Here is a 22850-nt window from a genome sequence, read left to right on the forward strand (position 1 = left end):
TGCTGCCCGCCGCGTCAGGCGTCGGCGGTCTCCATCAGCTTGGCCCGCAGCCGCAGCACCGCCCTGGTGTGCAGCTGGCAGACCCGGGACTCGGTGACGCCGAGGACGCGGCCGATCTCGGCCAGGGTCAGGTTCTCGAAGTAGTAGAGGGTCACCACGACCCGGTCGCGCTCGACGAGCAGGCCGATGGCCTCGGCGAGGGCGCGCCGGTTGTCCTGGTCGACCAGCAGCGCCACCGGGTCGTCGGCGGTCTCGTCCTCGAGGATGTCGGCCAGCGAGTTCGCGCCCCGCCCGGCCGCGGCCAGCTCGTCGAGCGCGACCACGCTGGTCAGCTGGAGCTGGGCGTAGACCTCGCGCAGCTCGTCGACGCCGAGGCCGAGCTCGTCGGCCAGCTCGGCGTCGGTGGGGGTGCGCTGGAGCTTGGCGCCCAGGCGCTCGATGCCGCGCTCGACCTCGCGGGCCCGGCCGCGCACGGTGCGCGGCACCCAGTCCTGGGCGCGCAGGTCGTCGAGGATGGCGCCGCGGATGCGCTGCATGGCGTAGGTCTCGAACTTCAGCCCGCGCTCGGGCTCGAACTTCTCGATCGCGTCGACCAGGCCGAAGATGCCGGACTGGATCAGGTCGGAGACCTCGACGTGCGAGGGCAGCCCGGTGCCGACGCGGCCCGCGACGTACTTGACCAGCGGCGCGTAGTGCAGCACCAGCCGGTCGCGCAGGCCCTGGTCGCGGCGGTCGCCGTAGGCGCGCCAGAGCGCGACGATGCCCGCCTCGACGTCGTCGGCGGTGCGGTTGTCCCCGGGCAGCACGCCCGAGCTGCCTTCCCCGAAGAAGGCATGGCCGTTCACCTGGCCCTGCGCAGCCACCGGGGGGCGCCCGGGGGTCGCGGGCCCGGCCCCCTCAGCGGGAGCGGGGGTGGGTTCGGTCATGGATCGCCTTCAGCCGTTCGACGGTCACGTGGGTGTAGAGCTGGGTCGTTGCGAGCGTAGCGTGACCGAGTAGCTCCTGGACGCTACGAAGGTCAGCACCTCCTTCGAGCAGGTGTGTTGCCGCAGAGTGACGAAGCCCGTGCGGTGCCACGTCCGCGGCGCCCGGCGCGGCCGCCGCGGCGAGGTGCACGATACGCCGTACGGAGGTCGCCCCGAACCGCCCGCCCCTCGCCCCCAACCACAGTGCCGGGGGCGAGGTGGGACGCGCCAGGGACGGACGTCCCACATCCAGCCACGTCCCGAGCGCGTCCGCGGCGGGGGCGCCGAAGGGCACCACCCGCTCCCTGCCGCCCTTGCCCAGCACGCGCGCCAGCCTGCTGCCCAGGTCGACGTCGTCGACGTCGAGCCCGCACAGCTCCGACACCCGCACACCCGTCGCGTACAGCAGTTCCACGATCGCGTGATCACGCACCGCCACCGGATCAAGCTCGCGCGCGCCCGCGGCGGCGGCCGCCATCACCCCCTCCGCCTGGTCCGCCCGGAGCACGGTCGGCAGCGTCCGGTGGCGCTTCGGGGCCACCAACCGGACGCCCGGGTCGGGGTCGAGCAGACCCCGCCGGTGGGCCCACGCGGTGAAGGTGCGGACCGCGGCGGCGCGCCGCGCGAGGGTCGTCCGCCCGGCGCCCGCCGCCCGCTGCGCGGCCAGCCACGCCCGCAGCGCGGCGAGGTCGAGGCCCGCCGCGGCGAGGTCGCCCGCGGCCGGTTGTCGATCTTGGTCATTCGATTCAGCGGTGCCGCTTTCCTGCGGTGCACCCTCATCGTCCGATGACAAGATTTCACCCATTCGGGGTGACGTGGGCGCTAAATCCGGTCCGAGTGCACCCAGAGTGAACCCCAGCAGGGACACGACATCCCCCAGGTAGGCCCGGACGGTGTGCGCGGACAGGTCGCGCTCCTTCGCCAGGTGCCGTTCGTACTGGTCCAGGACCTGCCGCACCGGCGCGGGCAGCCCCGCCCGCACCCGGCCCACGTCCACCCGCCCCGCGCCCGCCACCGGGAAACCCTGACCCGGCCCGCGGCGGGGGTCAAGCACCGCCACGCCCGACCCAGCCCCGGCGGCGGGGGCCGCGCCCATCCACAGCCCCTCGAACCATCCACAGGCGGGCGGCGACCCTGGCACGGGCCCCCACCAGCCGCGATCGTCGGTGGTGAGCGATCCGCAGCGGATCAGAACCGACGAGGAGCAACCGATGGGGGCACCGCACATCACCCTGGGCAGGCGCGGCGAGTCCGTGGCCGCCCGCTACCTGCGGGACACCGGACTGGTGGTGCTGGCGCGCAACTGGCGCTGCCCGCTGGGCGAGCTGGACCTGGTCTGCGCCGACGGCGGCGGCCTGGTGGTCGTCGAGGTCAAGACCCGGTCCGGCACCGGGTTCGGCACCCCGGCCGAGGCCGTCGACGACGCCAAGGCCGAGCGGGTCCGGGCGCTGGCCGAGCGCTGGCGGACCGACCACGGCGTCCGGCCGTGCCGGGTGCGCTTCGACATCGTCGCGGTGCTGCTGCCCCCGGACGGCCCGGCCAAGGTCCGCCACCTGCGGGGTGCGTTCTGATGGTCCTGGCGAAGGTCTTCTCCGCCGCCCTGCACGGGGTCGACGGCTGCCCGGTCGAGGTCGAGGCCGACATCGGTGGCGGCAAGCCGGGCACGCACATCGTCGGGCTGCCCGACGCCGCGCTCAACGAGGCGCGCGACCGGGTGCGCGCCGCGGTGCGCAACAGCGGGCTGCGCTGGCCCGACCAGCTGGTCACGCTGTCGCTGTCCCCCGCGGACCTGCACAAGTCCGGCTCGGGCTACGACCTGCCGCTGGCGGTGGCGGTGCTGCAGGCCGACGGCAAGCTGCCCGCCCCGCCCTTCGACGGCACGGTCCTGCTCGGCGAACTCGCCCTCGACGGCAGGCTGCGCCCGGTGCGCGGCGTGCTGCCCCTGCTGCTCACCGCCCGCCGCGGCGGGTGCACCCGGGCGATCGTGCCCACCCCGGCCCTGCGGGAGGCGTCGCTGGTCGACGGCCTGGAGGTGCTGGGCGCCGACCGCCTCACCGACGTGATCGCCTGGGCGACCGGCACCCCCGACGCCCTGGTCCGCCCCGACCCGGCTCCCCCGCACACCGGCGGACCGCCGCCGGACCTGGTGGACGTGGTGGGCCAGCCCGACGCCCGCTGGGCGCTGGAGGTCGCCGCGGCGGGCGGCCACCACCTGCTGATGTCCGGCCCGCCGGGCACCGGCAAGACGATGCTGGCCAAGCGGCTGCCCGGCCTGCTGCCCCCGCTGGCCCGCGACCAGGCCCTGGAGGTCACCGCCATCCACTCGGTCGCCGGTGCGCTGCTGGCGGACTCGCCGCTGGTCACGGTGCCGCCGTTCCTCGCCCCGCACCACAGCGCCAGCGTCGCGGCCCTGGTCGGCGGCGGCGTCGGCCAGGCCAAGCCGGGCGCCATCAGCCGCGCCCACCGCGGCGTGCTGTTCCTCGACGAGGCCTGCGAGTTCCCGGCGAACCGGCTGGAGGCGCTGCGCACGGCGCTGGAGGAGGGCGAGATCCGGCTGGCCCGCCGCGACGGGGTGGTGCGCTACCCGGCCCGGTTCCAGCTGGTGCTGGCCACCAACACCTGCCCGTGCGCGCCGCCGCAGGAGGCCGACTGCACCTGCACCCCGCAGGCCCGCCGCCGGTACCTGGCGCGGTTGTCCGGCCCGGTCCTGGACCGGGTGGACCTGCGGGTGCGGATGCGGGCCAGCTCCGCGGCGGCCCGTGCGGACACCACCCCGCCGGAGGCGACGGCGGTGGTGCGCGAGCGGGTCGTGCAGGCGCGCGACCGCGCCGAGCACCGGTGGGCCGGGCACGGCTGGCACACCAACGCCGAGGTGCCGGGGCCGGAGCTGCACCGCCACCACCCGCTGCCCCGGGAGTCGATGGAGCTGCTGGACACCTGCCTCACCCGGGGCCTGATCAGCGCCCGCGGCGTCGACCGGTGCGCCCGGGTCGCCTGGACCCTCGCCGACCTGGCCCGCGCCCCCGCGCCGACCCCCGACCACGTGGCGTCCGCGCTGCACTTCCGCGGCCACCACGCACCCCTGCCCTGACCCACCGGACGACCCAGCCCCGACGACCGAGGAGATGCCGTGAACACCGCACTGCCCGTGAACACCGCACTGCCCCGCCCGATGTCCGCCCTGCTGCCCAAGGCGCTGCCCCTCGCCGCCACCGTGCGCCGACCACCCTGTCCACGAACGGCGCCACCCCCGCCGACACGCCCCACCCGGTCAGCGGCGGTGCGCCGTGGCTGACCGGGACGAGGTGCGACGAGCACGCGCGTACCTGCTGCGCGTCGCGGAACCCCCGGCCGGAGCCCTGCACGCGCTCGTCGAGCGGGTCGGGCCGGTCGCCGCCGCCGAGGCGGTGCGCTCCGGCGAGGTCGCGGGGGTGGTCGACGAGGAGACCTCCGGGCGGCGGGCGCTCGACCTCGCCGCGCAGGACCTGGCCGACGGCGCCGCGATCGGCGCCCGCCTGGTGGTGCCCGAGGACGACGAGTGGCCGGGCTGGGCCCTGCTGCCGCTGGCCAACGCCTTCCGCCGGGGCTTGCGGTGGGCGGCCCCGCCGCTGGCCCTGTGGGTGCGCGGGCTGCCGCTGGACGAGCTGGTGCAGCGGGCGGTCGCGGTCGTGGGGTCCCGGTCGGCCACCTCCTACGGCGAGCACGTGGCCGCCGAGTTCGGGTACGGGCTCGCAGGCGACGCGGGGGTGACCGTGGTGTCCGGTGCCGCCTACGGCATCGATGGGGCCGCGCACCGCGGCGCGCTCAACCGCGGCGGCCGGACGGTGGCCGTGCTGGCCTGCGGCGTGGAACGCGCCTACCCCGCCCAGCACGCCCGGCTGCTCAAGGCCATCACCGGGTCCGGGGCGGTGGTCAGCGAGTACCCGCCGGGTACGCCACCGGCCAAGCACCGCTTCCTGGTCCGCAACCGGCTGGTCGCGGGGCTGGCGGCGGGCACGGTGGTGGTGGAGGCGGGGGTGCGCAGCGGCGCCCGCAACACCGCGACCACCACCGCCCAGCTCGGCAAACCGCTGTGCGTGGTGCCCGGCCCGATCACCTCGGCGAAGTCGCAGGGCTGCCACGAGCTGCTGCGGGGCCGCACCGCCGAGCTGGTGACCAGCGTCAGCGAGGTGCTGGAGGCGACCGGGCACATCGGTGAGCTGGCGGCGCGGCCGGACAGCCCGGCGCGGGCCACCGACGGGCTCGGTGACCAGGCGCTGCGCGTGCACGAGGCGCTGCCCCGCGGCGGCGGCAGCTCCCCGCAGGAGGTGGCGGCGGCCGCGGGCGTGCCGCTGGAGCGGGTGCGGGCGCTGCTCACCGAACTGGAGCTGACCGGACTCGCCCGCGCGGGTGAGCACGGGTGGCGCAGGGCCACCGGGGGCGCGCCGTGCTAGCCGCCGAACGGACCGTCCTCGGGCAGCCGCAGGTCGGGCTTGTCCAGCTCCTCGACGTTGACGTCCTTGAACGTGATCACCCGGACGTTCTTGACGAAGCGCGCCGGGCGGTACATGTCCCACACCCACGCGTCCGACATGCGGACCTCGAAGTAGACCTCGCCGTCGGCGTCGCGGACCTGCACGTCCACGCCGTTGGCCAGGTAGAACCTGCGCTCCGTCTCCACGACGTAGGCGAACTGGCCCACGATGTCGCGGTACTCCCGGTAGAGCTGCAGCTCCATCTCGGTCTCGTACTTCTCGAGATCCTCCGCGCTCATCCCCTGCGCGCCCCTCCTGGTCGTGGTCCGCGGTCCCCGTCGACCGGCGGGGAGCCCCCATTCTGGACCACGGCGGCCGCCGCCACACTCAGCGCCACCCGGTGCGGCGCGCGCAGGCCGTGCCGCAGCCCGGCCGCGGCGACGTTCGCGTAGGACCAGCGGTGCTCGTGGCTGGGCCCGTGCTCGGCCAGCGCGCGCGAGTGCAGGCCCGTGCAGTAGCCCTTGTGCACGTCGAAGCGGTACTCGGGCAGCTGCTCGTGCAGCCCGGCCATGACCCGGTCCCTGGTGACCTTGGCCAGCACCGACGCCGCCGCCACGCAGGCCGCGGCCTGGTCGCCCTTGACCACCGGCATGCTCGGGGCGGTCAGCCCGGGCACCCGGAAGCCGTCGGTCAGCACGTACCCGGGGTGGGTGGCCAGCCGGGCCACGGCCCGGCGCATGCCCTCGATGTTGGCCACGTGCACGCCCTTGAGGTCGACCTCGGCGGTGGGCACCACGACGACCGCGTGGTCGAGCGCCCTGGCCAGCACGAGGTCGTACATCCGGTCGCGAGCCGCGGCCGTCATCAGCTTGGAGTCCGTCAGCCCGTCGAGGCGCACCGCGTCGCCGGGCCGCAGCACGCAGGAGGCGATCACCAGTGGACCGGCGCACGCACCCCGGCCCGCCTCGTCGACCCCGGCCACCGGGCCCAGCCCCCGGCGGTGCAGGGCCGTCTGCAGGCTCCACGTGCCCGAGTCGCGGCGCACCACCGCGCGCGGCGGGCGGATCAGCTCGGCCGTCACCGGCGCACCACCGCGCCGAGCCGGTCGCGCAACCGCCTGCCGGTCCACAGCACCGGCCACGCGGCGGCGAGCCCGACGCCCGCCGGGACGCCCGCCTGCCAGGCGGGGGCCGAGAGGGCCTGCGGGTCGTGGTCGCCGACGCCCTGCCAGCGCGACGGCGGCAGGATCACCGCGCGCGCCTTGCCGATCACGTTGTCGACCGGGACCAGGCCGTTCGCCCCGCCGCCGCCCTGGGTGCGGGAGTCTCCGGAGTTGTTGCGGTTGTCGCCCATCACGAACAGCATGCCCTGCGGCACCGGCACGTCCGCGAACGGCTCCTGGGTGGTGCCGGTGTCGGCCTCGTGGTGGACGTAGGGCTCGTCGAGCGGGGTGCCGTCCACCGTCACCCGGTTGCGCTCGTCGCAGCACCGCACGGTCTGCCCGCCGACGGCGATGACGCGCTTGACCACGTCGTCCTCGTCGGGGGTGGCCAGGCCGAACACCGACCCGACCTCCTGCAACCCGCGCACGACCGGGTTGGCCGACCGGTCGGCGGTGAACTCCGAGCGGTTCCAGGTGCCGGGGCGGGAGAACACCACCACGTCACCGGGCGCCGGGTCGCGGAAGTAGTAGACGACCCGGTCGACCAGCACGCGGTCGCCGGTGCAGCCGGGGCAGCCGTGCAGGGTCGCCTCCATCGACTCCGAGGGGATGACGAACACCCGCACGACGAAGGACTGGAGCAGGAACGTCAGCACCAGCGCGATGACAACCAGGATGGGCAGTTCCACCCAGAACGACCGCTTCTTCCGCGCGGCCGGGCGGCGCGGTTCGCCCTCCGCGCCGCCAGGGTCCTGCGGGTCCTGCGGGCCCTGTGGCCCCTGCGGTTCCTCGGCCACGCCCGCCTACTCGGTGCCGCGGCCCGGCTCGGTGTCGGGGCGGGGCTCGTCGGGGCGCGGACCGGGGACCGGGCGCAGCCGGTCGCGGGTGCGGCGGCCGAGCCAGAGCACCGGCCAGGCACCGGCGAGCCCGGCGCCGAGGGGGATCGCCGCCGACCACGCCGGGGCCGACAGCGCCGACGCCTGCGGGTCGTGGTCGCCGACGCCCTGCCAGCGCGACGGCGGCAGGATCACCGCGCGCGCCTTGCCGATGACGTCGTCGACCGGGACGAACCCGTTCTCCCCGCCGCCGCCCTGCGAGCGCGAGTCCCGGGAGTTGTTGCGGTTGTCGCCCAGGACGAACAGCTTGCCCTGCGGCACGGTGATCTTCGGGAAGCCGTCCTGCTTGTCGTCGGGGAAGATGTGGTTGCGGTAGGGCTCGTCGAGCGGCTTGCCGTCCACCAGCACCCGGTCCTGCTCGTCGCAGCACTCCACGGTCTGCCCGCCGACGGCGATGACGCGCTTGACCACGTCCTCCTCGCTGGGCGTGCCCACCCCGAACTGCGCGGCGAGGTCCTGGAACCAGGCCAGCACCGGGTTGGGGTTCTCCTCGCCCAGGCCGGTCCGGTCCCAGGTGTCGGGGCGCTTGAACACCACGACGTCCCCGGGCTGCGGGTCGCGGAAGTAGTACACGACCCGGTCGACCAGCACCCGGTCACCGGTGCAGCCCGCGCAGCCGTGCAGCGTCTTCTCCATCGACTCCGACGGGATGACGAAGACCCTGGCGATGAACGACTGGATCACCACGGTGAGCCCGAGGGCGATGACGACCAGGATGGGCAGTTCGACCCAGAACGGGCGTTTCTTCTTGGCCTGCTTGTCTTTCCCGCCCGGCTCGGCGCCGGTCTCCCCGGCACCGCGTCGATCCCCCGGCACGGCACCGCTGTCGTCGGACAACTATTCAGCCTTCCTCACTATGCGCGGCAGCAGGGCGGCGCGCGCCCGCCTGGTCAGCAGCAGGACCGGCCACGCCGCGGCGAACCCGATCCCCAGCGGGAGCCGCTGCTGCCACTCGGCCGCAGACAGCTCAGGGCCCGCCTGCGGGTTGTGGTCGCCCACGCCGCGCCAGCGCGACGGCGGGAGCACGATGTAGCGCACCTTGCCGATGACCTTGCCGAGCGGGACGACCCCCCGGACGCCGCCGCCACCCTGGAAGCGGGAGTCCGAGGAGTTCCCCCGGTTGTCCCCCATCACCCACAGTGTGCCCTCGGGCACGGTAACCCGGCTGAACTTCTGGCGCTCGTCGGGGCCGCCGAACTCCCAGTAGATGTAGGGCTCGTCGAGCGCCTTGCCGTCGACCATCACCCGGTTCTCGCTGTCGCAGCACTCCACGGTCTGCCCGCCGACGGCGACGACGCGCTTGACGAAGTCGCGCTCGTCGGGCGGGGCGATGCCGATGAACGACCCGGTCCAGCGCAGCGCCTTGACGAAGCCGTTGGACGGCTCCTCGGTCTCGACGTCGTTCTCGGTCCAGGTGTTGGGGCCCTCGAACACCACCACGTCGCCGGGGCGCGGGTCGTGGAAGTTGTAGACGACCTTGTCGACGAACACCCGGTCGCCGGTGCAGCCGGGGCAGCCGTGCAGGGTCTGCTCCATCGACCCGGAGGGGATCGAGTAGACGCGGCCGATGAAGTGCTGGATGAGGAAGGTCAGCAGCAGCGCGACGCCGACCAGCACCAGGATCTCCCGCCACAGCGGCTGCCTGCGCGGGGCCCGGCGGTGCTTGCCGCGCTTGCCGTTCGGGCGCTGCTCCTCCGGTTCCGGGTCGGGCCGCGGGCGGGCCCGCCGCCTGCGGACCGGGGCGACCTGCTCGGTGGGCGCGTCGAGGTCGCCCCGGGCGCGGCGGCCGGTGCGCTCGCCGGGCGGGCGGGTGCGCGCGGGCGCCTCGGTGGTGGCGGCGTCGCGGACGACGCGCTGGCTGCCGGTGGTGCGGTCGCGGCGCTCGGCGGGCTTGACCGCCCGGTGGCTGCCGGTGGGCGCGCCCGCCTCGGCGGGCTTGACCGCGCGGTGCGTGCCGGTGGCGGCGGGGCGGCGCCCGGGCTTGTCGCCATCGGCCTGCTCGGGCTGCTCGGCCTCCGCGGTCGACGGGGCGAGGGCTCGCGGCGCGGCGTCGGGGCGCTCAGCGTTCGGGGGCGCGGCGGGCCCGATGGCGCGCGCGCCGCCGGTTCGGCCTGCGGTGTCCTGACCGGTGCTGTCCTGACCGGTGCTGTCCTGGACCGGCTCGCGCCGGGCGGGTGCCGTGCCCTCGGCGGGCTGCTCGCTGCGGCGCGCGGGCGGCTGGGTCCGCTCCGGGCGGCGGGCGGGCGCGGTGCCGGGGCTCGCGTTGCGGGCGTCCGGGCGCCGGGTGCCGTCGTCCTTGGGGACCTTGGGCAGCAGGATCGTGCTCTCGGCGTCGCTCTCGGGGGGCAGTGGCCGCTTGCGGCGCGGGACCGGCTGGGTCAGGTGCCGGGAGGGGTCGACCTCGATCCGCCCGCTGGGCGGGGTGACCCGGCGCGGCCGCGACATGGGCACGTCGTCGAGGGACTCGGCGTCCGCCGGGATGGTCGGGATGGCGTTGGTCGTGCCCGCGTTGGTGGTGACGGCCGAGGTGGTGGCGGCCGTGGTGACCTCGTTGCGGTGCGGGGGCGGGGTGGTCGCGTCCTGCTGGGCGCGGCGCCGGTCGGCGGTGGCGCCGTCCCGTCCGGTCGCGCCCGCCGCGGTCGACTGCCCCGGGCGGGTGTCGGCGGACTGGCCCGCGCGCCGGGACCGCTTCGGCAGCGCGTCCCCGATGCGGGCCGCGTCGGCGGCGCGGCCTTCGGCGCCTGCGGCGTGGGCGGCCCTGGTCCCGGGGTTCTCGGCGGGCTTGCCCGGCTCGGTTCCCGCGGCCGCGCGCCGCCCCCGCGTCGCACCGGTGCCCTGGTCGGCCGCGCCGCGGCTGTGGGAGGGCTCGGGCTCGGCCGGGCCCGCGGTGGACCTGGCGTGCCCGGGGCGGCCGGTGCCGGAGGCGCGGCCCGCGGACCGGTCGGGCTCGCTCGACCGGCTGTGGGACGGCGTGGTGCCCGAGGCACCGGCGGAATCAGCGAACCCGTTGTGAGAGGAGGTGTTCCCCGCTGGGTCGGTGGACTCGGCGTCGGCGGTGGACCGCGAGCGGTGCGTCCCGACAGCCGACCCGGACTCGCCGGAACCGTTGCGGGAGGCGGTGTTCTCGGCCGCATCGGCGGCGGAGGCGTCCGATCGCGTGCTCGCCTGAGCGGACTGGGAGGCGCGGCTGAGGGAGGAAGCCGCCCGCGCTCCCCGCGTGGACTCCGCGGAGTGGCTGGACGACGCGTGGCCCGCTTCGCCGCGCTGCTGAGCGGACTCACCTGTCCGGGTGGACTCCGCGCGGGCAGTCGAGGTGCTGCTCGCTGCGGCGTCGGGCCGGGCTTCGCCGTCGGTCCCGGCGAGGTGGCTGGGCGGGGTGCGACGCGCCTCGGCGTCCGGGCTGCCGGACGCGGTGGTCCTGGCTGCGCGCGTGGAGTCGGCGGGGCTGGGACGGGTGGCGGCGCGGCTCGTGGAGGTGTTCGAGGACTCGGCGGTGTTCGCGGGCTCGGAGGTGCTCGAAGGATTGGAGGTGTTCGCGGGCGTGGTGCTGGCGTGCCGCGACGCCTCCGGGCGCTGCTGCTCCGAGGCCTTGGTCGAGTGCTCGTCCGGCTCGGCGGGGGTGTCGGCACCGCGCTCGGCGGAACGGCGGGAGACGGGCTCGGTGTGCTGGACGGCCGAGCGGTCCCGCGGGTCCGCGGCCGGGGGCGGGACCGGCCGCATCCCGGGGCTGGAGGCGACGTCCGGGCGCAGCTGGGAGTTGAAGGAGGAGTCGAAGAACGCCGGGGGCAGCGGCTTGCGCGAGCGGGAGCCCGCGTCCGGGTCGCGGGCGATCTCCGTGGTGGGTTCCGGCGTGGACCGGCGCACCTCGGTCGGCTGCGCGGCCTGGTCGGCGGAACCACCCCGGTAGGCCGCGGCCGCTTCCTCCGCGGCGCGGCGGGCGGCGCGGGTGGTCGGCGCGGGGGTCTCCTGCTCGCCAGTGCGGCGGGAGAGCTGGGTGGTGTGCTGCGCCTCGGCACTGCCCTGCTCGGCACTGCCCTGCTCTGCATTGCCCTGGTCAGCGATGTCGGCACCCTGGGCACCCGTCGAGCCGGGGGCCGCGCGGCGGGACAACTCCGTCGTCAGCTGCGGATCGGCGCCACGGCCAACCCGCTGGGAAGTCTGCCCAGCCTCGCCGGACGCCTGCTCAGCGCTGTCGGCATCCTGGGCGCCCGTCGAGCCGGGGGCCGCGCGGCGGGACAACTCCGTTGTCGGCTGCGGCTCAGCGCCGGGGCGAATGCGCGGGGAAGCGTGCTCCGCGCTGTCGGTGGCTTGGGAGCGCGGTGAATCCGTGGCCGCGCGGCGGGACAGCTGGGTTGTCAGCTGGGGCTCTGCGCTGGAGCGGGTTCCCGCGGGCGCGTGGTCGGCGCTGCCGGGGGCTTGGGGGCTCGGGGCGTCGGAGGTGGTGCGGCGGGACGACTCGGGGGTGGCGGTGGGGTTCGCCTCGTCGTCGTTCGCGGTGTTCGGGCTCGGCCTGCGGGAGATGGGGCCGGTGGGCATCCGGGACTGCTGTTCCTCGGCTGCTCGACGGGCCGCGCGGGTGGGGCGGGGGGTGCCGAGGCTGGGGGCGGTCAGGTCCGGGGAGCGCCGGGATGCGTCCGACGGGGGCTCGTCGGCGGGTGCGGGCTCGTCCTCGGCTGCGCGGCGGGCCGCTTCGGCGGACTCGGCGGCGCTGGCCGGGAACCACTCCGAGGGCTGGATCGGCTTGTCGGGGCCGAGGGGGGTGCGGTCGTCGGCCGGGATGGAGGGCCAGTCGCCGTTCGGGGTGGTGCTGTCCTCGTCGAGGGGGGCGCCGAACCAGAACTCGGGTTCGAGGGGTTCCAGCTGCGGGAGGTCGGGGACCTCCGGGACGTACGCCGCGCGCGACGCGGGGTCGGCAGGGCGGGCAGGGTCGTCGGAGCGTGCGGCCGGGCCGCTGCCCGTGCCTGCGGCACCGGGGGCCTTCGAGGGGGAACCGTTCACGGCGTGACCGCTGCCCGTAGCTGAGCCATGCGCACCGGAGCCGTTCGAGTGGGAGCGGTTCGCGGCGTGGCCGTTGCCCGCGCTGGGGACGTGTGCGCCGGAGCCGTTCGAGTGGGTGCCGTGGGCGGCGTGACTGCCGCCGCCGGAGGCGCCGTTGGTGGCGCGACCGGTGCTCGCCGGGCCGCCTGCGGTGTGGGCGCCGGCGCGGTCGTGGTGACCGTTGGCCCGGGAGGACCCGGAGCTGTGCCTGGCAGGGGCCGGGGGCTCGTCGGCGGGGGTGGTCCGGGGGGAACTACCCCGAGACGACTCGTGGTCGACCGCCCCGGGACGGCGCTGCACCGGATCGGTTGCGGGATCCGGGTGCGCGCTGCGTTGAGGACGGTCGACCACGCATGTCAGGGTACGTGAGCCGATGTGCTACCCGTGTCAGGAGACGGGCAGCGGCTCGCGCTTCTCCTTGATCTTGGCGGCCTTGCCGCGCAGCTCGCGGAGGTAGTACAGCTTGGCCCGGCGCACGTCGCCGCGCTTGGCGACCTCGATCTCGGCGATGTTGGGCGAGTGCACCGGGAAGGTGCGCTCCACGCCCACGCCGAAGGACACCTTGCGCACGGTGAAGGTCTCCCGGATGCCACCGCCCTGGCGGCGGATGACGACGCCCTGGAAGACCTGGACGCGGGACCGGGTGCCCTCGATGACCCGCACGTGCACCTTCAGCGTGTCGCCCGGGCGAAAGGCCGGGATGTCGGAACGCAGCGACTTGGCGTCCAGGGCATCCAGGGTGTTCATCGGAGTCCGTCCTCGTCCTTGGAGATGTCTTCGTTCCTCCCGGCCGGGGACGGCGCGACGCCGTTGGAGAACCAGCCTGGAAGGGGGCTTGGGTGCGCGCATCCCGGCACCGCCGGGCGCGTCAACCTCGAAAGTATGTCATGCCGGGTCGCCGGGGGCGAAATCGGCCCCCGCGAGCTCGGCCAGCAGCGCCCGGTCGCGCTTGTCCAGCGCGCCGTCGGGCAGGGCGGCCAGCAGGTCCGGCCTGCGCTCGGCGGTGCGGGTGAGCGCCTGGTCGCGGCGCCAGCGGGCGATGCCCGCGTGGTTGCCCGAGCGCAGCACGTCCGGCACCGGGCGGCCGCGCCACACCTCCGGGCGGGTGTAGCTGGGACCCTCCAGCAGCCCGTCGGAGAACGAGTCCTGCTGGTGGGAGGCGGGGTTGCCGAGCACGCCGGGCAGCAGCCGGACCACGGCCTCGACGATGGTGAGCACCGCCACCTCGCCGCCGACGAGCACGTAGTCGCCGATGGAGACCTCGTCCACGCTCATCCGGGTGGCCGCGTCGTCGACGACGCGCTGGTCGATGCCCTCGTAGCGGCCGCAGGCGAAGGCCAGCCGGGGCTCGGCGGCGTACTCGTGGGCGAGCGCCTGGGTGAACGGGCGGCCCGCGGGGGTGGGCACCACCAGGCGCGGGGGCGGGTCGCCCGCGCACACCTCGTCGAGCGCGTCGCCCCAGACCTGGGGCTTCATCACCATGCCGGGGCCGCCGCCGTAGGGGCTGTCGTCCACGGCCTTGTGCACGTCGTGGGTCCAGGCCCGCAGGTCGTGCACGGCCAGCTGGACCAAGCCGCGCTCGATGGCGCGGCCGAGCAGCGCCGCGCGCAGGGGTTCGAGGTACTCGGGGAAGATCGTGACGACGTCGATGCGCACGGGTCAGCCCGCTGCCCCGGGGTCGAGCAGGCCCTCGGGGGGGTCGAGCACGACGCGCCCGCCCGCCACGTCGACGGTGGGCACGATCTGGCGCACGAACGGCACCAGCAGCTCGCGGCCGTCGGCGTCGAGCACCAGCAGGTCGCCGCCGGGGCCGTGGGTGACCTCGCGGACGGTGCCGACCCGGGTGCCGTCGGCCAGCTCGGCGGCCAGGCCCTCGAGCTCGTGGTCGTAGAACTCGTCCGGGTCGCCGGTGGGGGCCAGCTCGCCGGTGCCCGCGAGCAGCAGCGCGCCGCGCAGCTCCTCGGCGGCGGTGCGGTCCGGGACCTCCTCGAAGCGCACCAGCAGCCTGCCGGTGTGCTCGCGGACGGCGGAGAGGGTCAGGGTGCGCGCCGGGGCGCCCCTCGGCCGGGCGGTCATGACGCGCCCGAGCGCGAAGCGCTGCTCGGGGTTGTCGGTGCGCGGCTCCACGGCGAGCTCGCCGCGGATGCCGTGCGCCTTGGCCACCCGGCCGATGACGACCAGGTCCTGCTCGGTCATGCGTCGATCCCGGGGCGTCGCTGGGCGGTCAGTGGTCGGTGTCGACGACGTCGACGCGGATGCCGCGCCCGCCGACCCCGGCCATCACGGTGCGCAGCGCGGTGGCGGTGCGCCCGCCCCGGCCGATCACCTTGCCCAGGTCCTCGGGGTTGACGTGCACCTCGAGGGTGCGGCCGCGCCGGTTGGTCACCAGCTCGACCTGCACGTCGTCCGGGTTGTCGACGATGCCGCGCACCAGGTGCTCGAGGGCGTCGGCGAGGGCACTCACTCGGCCGCGGCCTCGGCCTCGGCGGGCTTGTCGTCCTTCTTCGGCGCCGACTTCTTCTTCGGGGTCGTCGCCTCGGTCGAGGGCTCCTCGCCCGCGGCCTTGAGCGCGGCCTCGAACAGCTCCTGCTTGGTCGGCTTGGCCTCGGCCACGCGCAGGGTGCCCTCGGCACCGGGCAGGCCCTTGAACTTCTGCCAGTCACCGGTGATCTTCAGCAGGGCCAGCACCGGGTCGGTCGGCTGCGCGCCCACGCCCAGCCAGTGCTGGGCCCGCTCGGAGTCGACCTCGATGAGGCTGGGCTCCTGCTTGGGGTTGTAGCGGCCGATGGTCTCGATGGCCTTGCCGTCGCGGCGGGTGCGCGCGTCGGCCACGATGATGCGGTAGAACGGCGCACGGATCTTGCCCAGGCGCTGCAGCTTGATCTTGACAGCCACGGTAGCGGGTACTCCTCAAAGCTCTCGGGTGGAGACGGTGTGGACGTCGCGTCCCGAGTGGGGATCCGGGTGCGGCGGCCGAAGGATTCGGCATCGGGGCGCGGTGAGAGGGTCCGGCCTCGACGGACAGCAGCCAATTGTGCCAGACGGCCCGCGCGGGTCCCAACCGGGCGGGGTCTCAGCCCGCGAAGGCGCCGATGGCCACGCCCACCCCGGTGAGCGCGGCCCGGACCGCCCTGGCGTTGTCCACCGCGCCGGGGGTGTCGCCGTGCAGGCACAGCGAGCGCGCGCCGGTGCGCAGCACGGTGCCGTCGACCGCCTCGATCTCGCCGCGCTCGGCCAGCCGCAGCGCCCGCGCGACGACGGCGTCCACGCCCGCGAGCAGGGCGCCGGGCTCGCGGCGGGGGACGAGGGTGCCCCCGGGGGTGTAGCCGCGGTCGGCGAAGGCCTCCGCGACGCCCGCGTCCCCGGCGGCGGCCAGCAGCTCGGAGCCGGGCAGGCCGAGCACGGGCAGGTCCGCGAAGGCGCGCACCCCCTCGACGACGGCGCGGGCCTGGGCCCGGTGGTGGGCGGTGGCGTTGTAGAGGGCACCGTGCGGTTTGACGTAGCCGACCCGGGTGCCCGCCGCGCGGGCGCACGCCTCCAGGGCGCCGATCTGGTACAGCACCTCGTCCGCGAGCTGGGCCGGGTCGACGTCAATGAACCGGCGGCCGAAGCCCGCGAGGTCGCGGTAGGAGACCTGGGCGCCGACGACCACCCCCCGGCGGGCGGCCGTGGCGCACACCGCGCGCATCGTCGTGGCGTCCCCGGCGTGGAAGCCGCAGGCCACGTTCGCGGAGGTGACGACCTCCAGCAGGGCCTCGTCGTCGGTCAGCCGCCAGGCGCCGAAGCCCTCCCCCAGGTCGGCGTTGAGGTCGAGCGGGGTCATGACGCGGGGACCACCCCCAGGCTGATCAGCAGCGTGGCCAGGGCGGGCAGGAAGTTGTTGATCTGGTGCGCGGCCACGCTGGCGCCGAGCCTGCCGGTGACCAGCCTGGCCAGGCCGATCGGGATGCCGATGACCAGCAGCAGCGAGGTCCGCAGCGGTTCGAGGTGGCTGATCGCGAAGATCACGGTGGTGAGGCAGAACACCGCCCACTGGCCCCAGCGCAGCCGCTCCAGGGCGCCCCAGAGCAGGCCGCGGTACAGGATCTCCTCGAACAGCGGGCCAACCAGCCACACGTAGACGAACAGCACGACCGCGGCGACGGCGGGCATGGTCTGGCTGTCCACCAGGGCGCCCAGCGCGGAGGTGGCGTTGCCCTTGCCCACGGCGCTGGACCAGATGGCCGCCGCGACGGTGGTGCACACCAGGCCGATGAGCCCGAACTTCAGCCCCGTGCGCAGGTCGTCGCGGTTGTAGGAGAACCGCAGGTCGACCTTGGGCCCGTTGCCGCGCACCTTGGTGATCAGCAGCGTGAGCAGGGTGGCGAGGAAGGTGGGCACGATGGTGCCGACCAGGATCACCGTCACCGGGTCGGGCGTGCCGCCGGAGGACTGGAACACCGCGTCGATGACCACCGCCGAGAGCAGGAACACGGCCATCACCAGGAGGAACGCGCCGAAGCCCCAGCGGTGCTGCGGCACGGGGTCGACCTCGGGGACCTCCTGCGGCTCGCGGGGCAGCGGTGCGGCCAACCGTCCCTCCCCCGGCTCGAAGCTCCTGCGGTGGACCCACCCTAGCCTGAGCGACCTACCCCGCGGCCGGGGCGAGCGCGCCGGTCAGGCCAGGACGCGCCCGCGCAGGACGACCCGGGTGGGCGAGCGCAGCACCGACAGGTCCGCGCGCGGGTCGGTGTCGAAGGCCAGCAGGTCGGCGGGCGACCCCTCGGACAGCCCGGAGAAGCCCAGCCAGGAGCGCGCGGCCCAGGACCCGGCGGCCAGGGCCTGCTCGGTGGTCATGCCCGCGGCGTGCAGGGCGGTGATCTCGTCGACGATGCGCCCGTGCCGGATGCCGCCGCCCGCGTCGGTGCCCGCGTAGACGGTGACACCCGCCTCGACGGCCTCCGCGACCATGGCGCCCGCGCGGGCGTGCAGGTCGCGCATGTGCCGGGCGTAGGCGGGGAACTTCGACGCCTTCGCGGCGATGTCGGGGAAGTTCTCGACGTTGATCAGCGTGGGCACCAGGGCGGTGCCGCGCGCGGCCATGTCCGCGATGACGTCGCTGGTCAGGCCGGTGCCGTGCTCGATGCAGTCGATGCCCGCGCCGACCAGGCCGGGCAGCGCGTCCTCGCCGAAGACGTGCGCGGTGACCTTCGCGCCCGCGGCGTGGGCGGCGTCGATGGCGGCGCGCAGCACGTCGTCGGACCACAGCGGGGCCAGGTCGCCGGTGTCGCGGTCGATCCAGTCCCCGACGAGCTTGACCCAGCCGTCGCCGTACTCGGCCTGCTCGGCCACCCTGGCGGGCAGGTCGGCGGGGTCCTCGACGTCGACGCCCAGGGCGCGGATGTAGCGCTTGGGGCGCACCAGGTGCCTGCCCGCGCGGATGATGCGGGGCAGATCCAGGCGCTCCTGGAGCGGCCGGGTGTCGATCGGGGCGCCGCAGTCGCGGATGAGCAGGGTGCCCGCGTCCCGGTCGGTCTCGGCCTGGCGGGCGGCGGTCTCCAGGTCGACGGGGCCGTCGGGGCCGATGCCGACGTGGCAGTGCGCGTCGACCAGCCCGGGCAGCAGGAACCCGCCGTCGACGACGGTCTGGGCGCCGGGCACCGGCGCGGTGCGCACGCGGCCGTTGACGACCCAGAGGTCCTGCTCGTCGTGCCCGGGCAGCACGACGCCACGCAGGTGCAGCGCGGTCATGGCGTCCCCCGGCTACTTGCCCTTGGGGAACTTCAGCCGCGACGGGTCGAAGCCCGGGGGCAGCTCGTTCAGGCCGGGCGGCATGCCGGAGATGTCGGGCATGCCCGCGGGGAAGCCGCCGCCGGGGAACCCACCGGGGAACCCGGGCATCCCGCCGCGCACCTTGGGCGGTGTGGGGCCGCGGCCCTTGCCCTTCTTGCCCTTCTTGCCCTTGCGGTTGGCCGCGCGCCCGCCCGCGCCGGGCATGCCGAAGCGGCCCGCCATCTGCTGCATCATCTTGCGGGCGTCGTAGAACCGGTTGACCAGGTCGTTGACCTCGCGGACCTCGACGCCGGAGCCCTTGGCGATGCGCAGCCGCCGGGAGGCGTTGATGATCTTCGGGTCCTGCCGCTCGGCCGGGGTCATGCCGCGGATGATCGCCTGCAGCCGGTCGATGTGCTTCTCGTCGACCTGGGCCAGGGCGTCCTTCATCTGCCCGGCGCCGGGCAGCATGCCCAGCAGGTTGGCGATCGGGCCCATCTTGCGCACGGCCAGCATCTGCTCGAGGAAGTCCTCCAGCGTCAGCTCGCCCTTGCCGATCTTGGCCGCGGCCTGCTCGGCCTGCGCCTGGTCGAAGTGCTGCTCGGCCTGCTCGATGAGGGTGAGCACGTCGCCCATGCCGAGGATGCGCGAGGCCATCCGGTCGGGGTGGAAGGCGTCGAAGTCGCCGAGGCCCTCGCCGTTGGAGGCGAACATGATGGGCGCGCCGGTGACCTCGCGGACCGACAACGCGGCACCACCGCGGGCGTCGCCGTCGAGCTTGGTCAGCACCACGCCGGTGAAGCCGACGCCGTCGCGGAAGGCCTCGGCGGTGGACACCGCGTCCTGGCCGATCATGGCGTCGACGACGAAGAGGACCTCGTCGGCGCCGACGGCGACCTTGATGTCCGCGGCCTGGCGCATCAGCTCCTCGTCGACGCCGAGGCGGCCCGCGGTGTCGACGATGACGATGTCGTGCTGGGTGCGGCGGGCCTCGTCGATGGCGCGGCGGGCGACGTCGACCGGGTCCCCGACGCCGTTGCCCGGCTCGGGGGCGAACACGTCGACCTCGGCCCGCGAGCCGACGACCTGGAGCTGGTTGACCGCGTTGGGGCGCTGGAGGTCGCAGGCCACCAGCAGCGGGGTGTGGTTCTGCCCCTTGAGCCACTTGGCGAGCTTGCCTGCCAGCGTGGTCTTACCGGCGCCCTGCAGACCAGCGAGCATGATCACCGTGGGCGGGTTCTTGGCCAGGTTGAGCCGCCGGGTCTCCCCGCCGAGGATGGCGACGAGCTCCTCGTTGACGATCTTGACGACCTGCTGCGCGGGGTTGAGCGCGGCGGAGACCTCGGCGCCCTTGGCCCGGTCCTTGACCCGGGAGATGAACGTGCGCACGACCGGCAGCGCGACGTCGGCCTCCAGCAGCGCGATGCGGATCTCCCGCGCGGTGGCGTCGATGTCGGCGTCGGTGAGCCTGCCCTTGCCCCGCAGGTTCTGCAGGACGGATGTCAGGCGGTCGGAGAGGGTGTCGAACACGGAGCGGCACTCCAGGTCGGTCAGGGAGGCAGGTCGGTCAGGGGCCTGTCAGGAGGACATCGGGCGCGGGTCGACGGCGGCTGTCCCCCCAGGGTAGTCCCACCGGACCCCGAGCCGAGCCCGTGCCCGCGCGGAGGTGCCCGGGAGGGGCCCCACCCCTCGCGAGGGCCCCGCCCGGAGTCCCCCTGCGGCGCGGCCCGCCGACCCTCCCCGGCCAGTGGTCCGCGCCCCTGTTGGACGAGCGCAAGTCTTCCGCCGCCGGGCGGGTCACCCCAGCGCGAAGGCACCCACCTGTACCTGAGTAGGACTACTCAACCCGGTGGGGTCAGCGGGCGGCCTTGAGCACGGCGACCTCGATGGCCCGGCGCCAGCCGGGGGTGGTGCCCGCGGCGAAGCTGAACGAGTCGACCGCCGAGCCGCCCAGGGTGGCGACGCGGGCCCAGAGCACGTCGACGCCGCTGCGCTCAAGGGCGTCGGCCACCGCGTGCAGCAGGCCGATGCGGTCGGCCGCGCGCAGCTCCAGCACCACCGCGGCGGACTCCGGGCCGCCCGCCTCGTTGTCGAACCACAGCACCTTGGGCTCGGGGGCGTCCTCGGCGCGGCCGCCGTAGTCGCGCTCCTTGGCGGCCAGCTTCTCCGGCAGGTCCAGCGACCCGCCGACCGCGCGGGCGAACTGCTCGCGCAGCAGCGCCGGGTCGGGCAGCGAGCCGAACCGGGGCGTCACCGAGAACGCGCTGATCGCCGCCCCGCCGTGGCTGCCCGCGGTGGCCGCGTGCACCTCCAGGGAGTTCAGCGCCAGCACCCCGGCCGCGCGCGAGAGCACGCCGGGGAAGTCCTTGGCCACCAGCGTGATCGTCGACAGCCGGTCGACGGTGTCGACGAGGATGTCCGGCCTGCCGGAGCGGGCCACGGCCTCGGCCAGCGCCTTCTGCGCGTCGTCGAGGGGTTCCTCGGCGGGCAGCGGGGTGCCCGCCATGGCCGCCCTGGCCCGGTCGACCAGCTCGGCGGTGAGCCGGGCCTTCCAGTCGGTCCACACCCCGGGGCCGGTGGCCAGCGAGTCGGCCTCGGTGAGCGCGTGCAGCAGCTCCAGCAGCACCGGGTCGCCGCCCAGGGTCTGCACCACGCGCTCGACGGTGGCGTCGTCCTGCACGTCGCGGCGGGTGGCGGTGTGCGGCAGCAGCAGGTGGTGGCGCACCATCGCGGAGAGCACGGCCACGTCCGCGGCGGGCAGGCCCAGCCGCCCGCCGACCTGGGTGGCCAGCGCGGCGCCGACGACGGAGTGGTCCTGGCCGCGGCCCTTGCCGATGTCGTGCAGCAGCGCGCCGATGAGCAGCAGGTCCGGGCGCGAGACGGAGGTCACCAGCCGGGAGGCGTTGACGGTGGTCTGCACCAGGTGCCGGTCGACGGTCCAGACGTGCGCGGCGTCGCGCGGGGGCAGGTCGCGCACCGCGCCCCACTCGGGGAACAGCCGCGCCCACAGGCCGGTGCGGTCCAGCGCCTCCACCACGTCGGTCAGGCCCTCGCCGGAGCCCAGCAGCGCCACCAGGTCCTGGCGCACCTCGGCGGGCCAGGGGGCGCGCGGCTCCGGGGCGGACTCACCGAGCCTGCTCAGCGCGATCGGGGCGACGGGGTGGCCGGTGCGGCCCGCGGCGGCGGCCACCCGCAGCAGCAGGCCGGGGTCCTTGCCCGGGTCGGCGTCGCGGGCCAGGGCGACCTCGGTGCCGTGCAGCACCACGCCCTCGTCCAGCGGGCGGCGCTCGGGCTGGCGGCGCACCAGGCCCAGCACCTTGCGGGTGGGGCCGGTGGCACCGGTGGAGCGCAGGGCGACGTCGAGGGCGTAGGCGACCGTGCGCCCCGCCCCGGACAGCGCCCTGGCCAGGGCGAAGCGGTCGGCCATGCCGAGCGCGCCCGCGACCTCGTCGCCGTCCTGCGGGCGCAGCACGTCGCGCGCACGGCCCGCGACCCGGCGCAGCTCGGTGCGGGTGTCCAGCAGCAGGGTGTGCGCGGCGGCCACGTCCTGCCCGGGGCGGTCGATGAGCTGGGCCAGCGCCAGGGCGTCGAGGATGGCCAGGTCGCGCAGGCCGCCGCGGCCGTGCTTGAGGTCGGGCTCGACCCAGTGCGCGACCTCGCCCGCGCGGTGCCAGCGCTTGCGCACCGACTCGATCAGCTCACCGAGGCGCTTGCGCACGCCGGTGCGCCACTGCTCGCGGGCGGCGGTGGCCAGCCGCACGGTGACCTCCGCGTCGCCCGCCATGTGCCGGGCGTCGAGCAGGCCCAGGGCGGTGCGCAGGTCGTTGGCGGCCACGTCCAGCGCCTCCCCGACCGTGCGCACCGAGTGGTCCAGGCCGACCCCGGAGTTCCACAGCGGGTACCACAGCCGCTCGGCCACGGCGTCCACCGGCTTGCGGCCGTCGTGGGCGAGCACCAGGTCCAGGTCGGAGAACGGGACCAGCTCCCGCCTGCCGAGCCCGCCGACCGCCAGCAGCGCGACGCCCCCGCCGCGGCCGCCGACCCCGGCCTGCGCGGCGTGCGCGGTCAGCCAGAACTCGTGCAGGTCGGCGAGGGCCTCGCGCAGGGCGGCGGGGCCGAGGCGGTGTCCCGACGGACCGGCGGACCTGGTCCCGCCCGCGCCGAGGAGCCGGTCGCGGGCGAGGACCAGGTCCGCCGCCGTCGGGGTGGTGCTCGCGGCCGCGCCGCGCTCCCCCTGTGCCACTGCTAGATCGCGTCCGTCCCGCGCTCCCCGGTGCGGACCCGGACCACGGTCTCCACCGGCGTCACCCAGATCTTGCCGTCGCCGATCTTGCCGGTGTGCGCGGCGCCGGTGATGGCCTCGACGACCTTCTCCGCCGTCGGGTCGTCGACCAGCACCTCGACGCGCACCTTCGGCACGAAGTCGACCGAGTACTCCGCACCGCGGTAGACCTCGGTGTGGCCCTTCTGGCGGCCGAAGCCCTGGACCTCGCTGACGGTCATGCCCAGCACGCCGATCTGCTCCAGGGCGGCCTTGACGTCGTCGAGGGTGAACGGCTTGACGATCGCGGTGATCAGCTTCATG

At 75.4% G+C, this 22850-nt stretch carries 20 protein-coding genes and 1 pseudogene; 3 read left to right on the plus strand and 18 right to left on the minus strand.

Going from position 1 to position 22850, the window contains the following annotated elements:
• Window positions 1-14: 14 nt before the first annotated feature.
• Both BJP25_RS20420 and BJP25_RS20425 read right to left on the minus strand, forming a co-directional pair.
• Complete coding sequence (locus tag BJP25_RS20420; RefSeq protein ID WP_408607170.1) at window positions 15-926, minus strand: FliA/WhiG family RNA polymerase sigma factor; 912 nt, start codon at window positions 924-926, stop codon at window positions 15-17.
• On the minus strand, window positions 898-1956 hold the full coding sequence (locus tag BJP25_RS20425; protein WP_075976734.1) for a tyrosine recombinase XerC: 1059 nt from the start codon (window positions 1954-1956) through the stop codon (window positions 898-900). The genes BJP25_RS20420 and BJP25_RS20425 overlap by 29 nt, the downstream gene beginning before the upstream one ends.
• Before the next feature lie 220 nt (window positions 1957-2176).
• On the opposite strand from BJP25_RS20425, the gene BJP25_RS20430 reads away from it, so the two are divergent.
• The 3 genes from BJP25_RS20430 (at window position 2177) to dprA (ending at window position 5398) form a co-directional block, all read left to right on the plus strand.
• Entirely contained in the window at window positions 2177-2536 is a 360-nt protein-coding gene (locus BJP25_RS20430; protein WP_075976603.1) for a YraN family protein, read from the plus strand.
• Entirely contained in the window at window positions 2536-4056 is a 1521-nt protein-coding gene (locus BJP25_RS20435; RefSeq protein WP_075976604.1) for a YifB family Mg chelatase-like AAA ATPase, read from the plus strand. Before BJP25_RS20430 ends, BJP25_RS20435 begins: the two co-directional genes overlap by 1 nt.
• 196 nt (window positions 4057-4252) lie before the next feature.
• Window positions 4253-5398, plus strand: coding sequence for a DNA-processing protein DprA (dprA, locus tag BJP25_RS20440; protein ID WP_075976605.1), 1146 nt, complete (start codon window positions 4253-4255; stop codon window positions 5396-5398).
• On the opposite strand, the gene BJP25_RS20445 is transcribed toward dprA, so the two are convergent.
• The 16 genes and pseudogenes from BJP25_RS20445 to BJP25_RS20520 all read right to left on the minus strand — a co-directional run bounded on the left by BJP25_RS20445 (window position 5395) and on the right by BJP25_RS20520 (window position 22849).
• Window positions 5395-5718: a DUF2469 domain-containing protein gene (locus BJP25_RS20445; RefSeq protein WP_075976606.1), complete on the minus strand. Its 324-nt coding sequence runs from the start codon at window positions 5716-5718 to the stop codon at window positions 5395-5397. The two genes, dprA and BJP25_RS20445, sit on opposite strands and share 4 nt — an antisense overlap.
• Complete coding sequence (locus tag BJP25_RS20450) at window positions 5715-6500, minus strand: ribonuclease HII (protein WP_075976607.1); 786 nt, start codon at window positions 6498-6500, stop codon at window positions 5715-5717. The genes BJP25_RS20445 and BJP25_RS20450 overlap by 4 nt, the downstream gene beginning before the upstream one ends.
• Window positions 6497-7378 carry a signal peptidase I gene (lepB, locus tag BJP25_RS20455; protein WP_075976608.1) on the minus strand — a complete coding sequence of 294 codons (882 nt, stop codon included), beginning with the start codon at window positions 7376-7378 and terminating at the stop codon, window positions 6497-6499. Before lepB (BJP25_RS20455) ends, BJP25_RS20450 begins: the two co-directional genes overlap by 4 nt.
• A 6-nt stretch (window positions 7379-7384) precedes the next feature.
• Complete coding sequence (gene lepB / locus BJP25_RS20460) at window positions 7385-8314, minus strand: signal peptidase I (protein ID WP_084794262.1); 930 nt, start codon at window positions 8312-8314, stop codon at window positions 7385-7387.
• A pseudogene (lepB, locus tag BJP25_RS35735) lies at window positions 8315-9223 on the minus strand (signal peptidase I); the annotation flags it as partial.
• Between the two features lie 3678 nt (window positions 9224-12901).
• Window positions 12902-13261, minus strand: coding sequence for a 50S ribosomal protein L19 (gene rplS, locus BJP25_RS20470; RefSeq protein WP_075976609.1), 360 nt, complete (start codon window positions 13259-13261; stop codon window positions 12902-12904).
• 138 nt (window positions 13262-13399) lie between these two features.
• Window positions 13400-14170: a tRNA (guanosine(37)-N1)-methyltransferase TrmD gene (trmD, locus tag BJP25_RS20475; protein WP_075976610.1), complete on the minus strand. Its 771-nt coding sequence runs from the start codon at window positions 14168-14170 to the stop codon at window positions 13400-13402.
• Between the two features lie 3 nt (window positions 14171-14173).
• Window positions 14174-14710: a ribosome maturation factor RimM gene (gene rimM, locus BJP25_RS20480; protein WP_075976611.1), complete on the minus strand. Its 537-nt coding sequence runs from the start codon at window positions 14708-14710 to the stop codon at window positions 14174-14176.
• A 28-nt stretch (window positions 14711-14738) separates the two neighbouring features.
• Window positions 14739-14978, minus strand: coding sequence for an RNA-binding protein (locus BJP25_RS20485; protein ID WP_035280809.1), 240 nt, complete (start codon window positions 14976-14978; stop codon window positions 14739-14741).
• The gene (gene rpsP / locus BJP25_RS20490) at window positions 14975-15409 is read right to left on the minus strand and encodes a 30S ribosomal protein S16 (protein ID WP_075976612.1); all 435 of its coding nucleotides are present in this window, start codon (window positions 15407-15409) and stop codon (window positions 14975-14977) included. Before rpsP ends, BJP25_RS20485 begins: the two co-directional genes overlap by 4 nt.
• A 178-nt stretch (window positions 15410-15587) precedes the next feature.
• The gene (locus BJP25_RS20495; protein WP_075976613.1) at window positions 15588-16337 is read right to left on the minus strand and encodes a LamB/YcsF family protein; all 750 of its coding nucleotides are present in this window, start codon (window positions 16335-16337) and stop codon (window positions 15588-15590) included.
• The gene (locus BJP25_RS20500) at window positions 16334-17086 is read right to left on the minus strand and encodes a CPBP family intramembrane glutamic endopeptidase (RefSeq protein ID WP_075976614.1); all 753 of its coding nucleotides are present in this window, start codon (window positions 17084-17086) and stop codon (window positions 16334-16336) included. The genes BJP25_RS20495 and BJP25_RS20500 overlap by 4 nt, the downstream gene beginning before the upstream one ends.
• Window positions 17087-17170: 84 nt before the next feature.
• Entirely contained in the window at window positions 17171-18244 is a 1074-nt protein-coding gene (locus BJP25_RS20505) for an amidohydrolase family protein (RefSeq protein WP_075976615.1), read from the minus strand.
• 12 nt (window positions 18245-18256) lie between these two features.
• On the minus strand, window positions 18257-19795 hold the full coding sequence (ffh, locus tag BJP25_RS20510) for a signal recognition particle protein (RefSeq protein WP_075976616.1): 1539 nt from the start codon (window positions 19793-19795) through the stop codon (window positions 18257-18259).
• Between the two features lie 325 nt (window positions 19796-20120).
• A complete protein-coding gene (locus BJP25_RS20515) occupies window positions 20121-22508 on the minus strand; it encodes a [protein-PII] uridylyltransferase (RefSeq protein ID WP_084794264.1) in 2388 nt (795 codons plus the stop codon).
• Between the two features lie 2 nt (window positions 22509-22510).
• Window positions 22511-22849: a P-II family nitrogen regulator gene (locus tag BJP25_RS20520; RefSeq protein WP_075976617.1), complete on the minus strand. Its 339-nt coding sequence runs from the start codon at window positions 22847-22849 to the stop codon at window positions 22511-22513.
• Window position 22850 lies beyond the last annotated feature (1 nt).

This window comes from Actinokineospora bangkokensis, assembly GCF_001940455.1.
GTDB classification, from domain to species: Bacteria; Actinomycetota; Actinomycetes; order Mycobacteriales; family Pseudonocardiaceae; genus Actinokineospora; species Actinokineospora bangkokensis.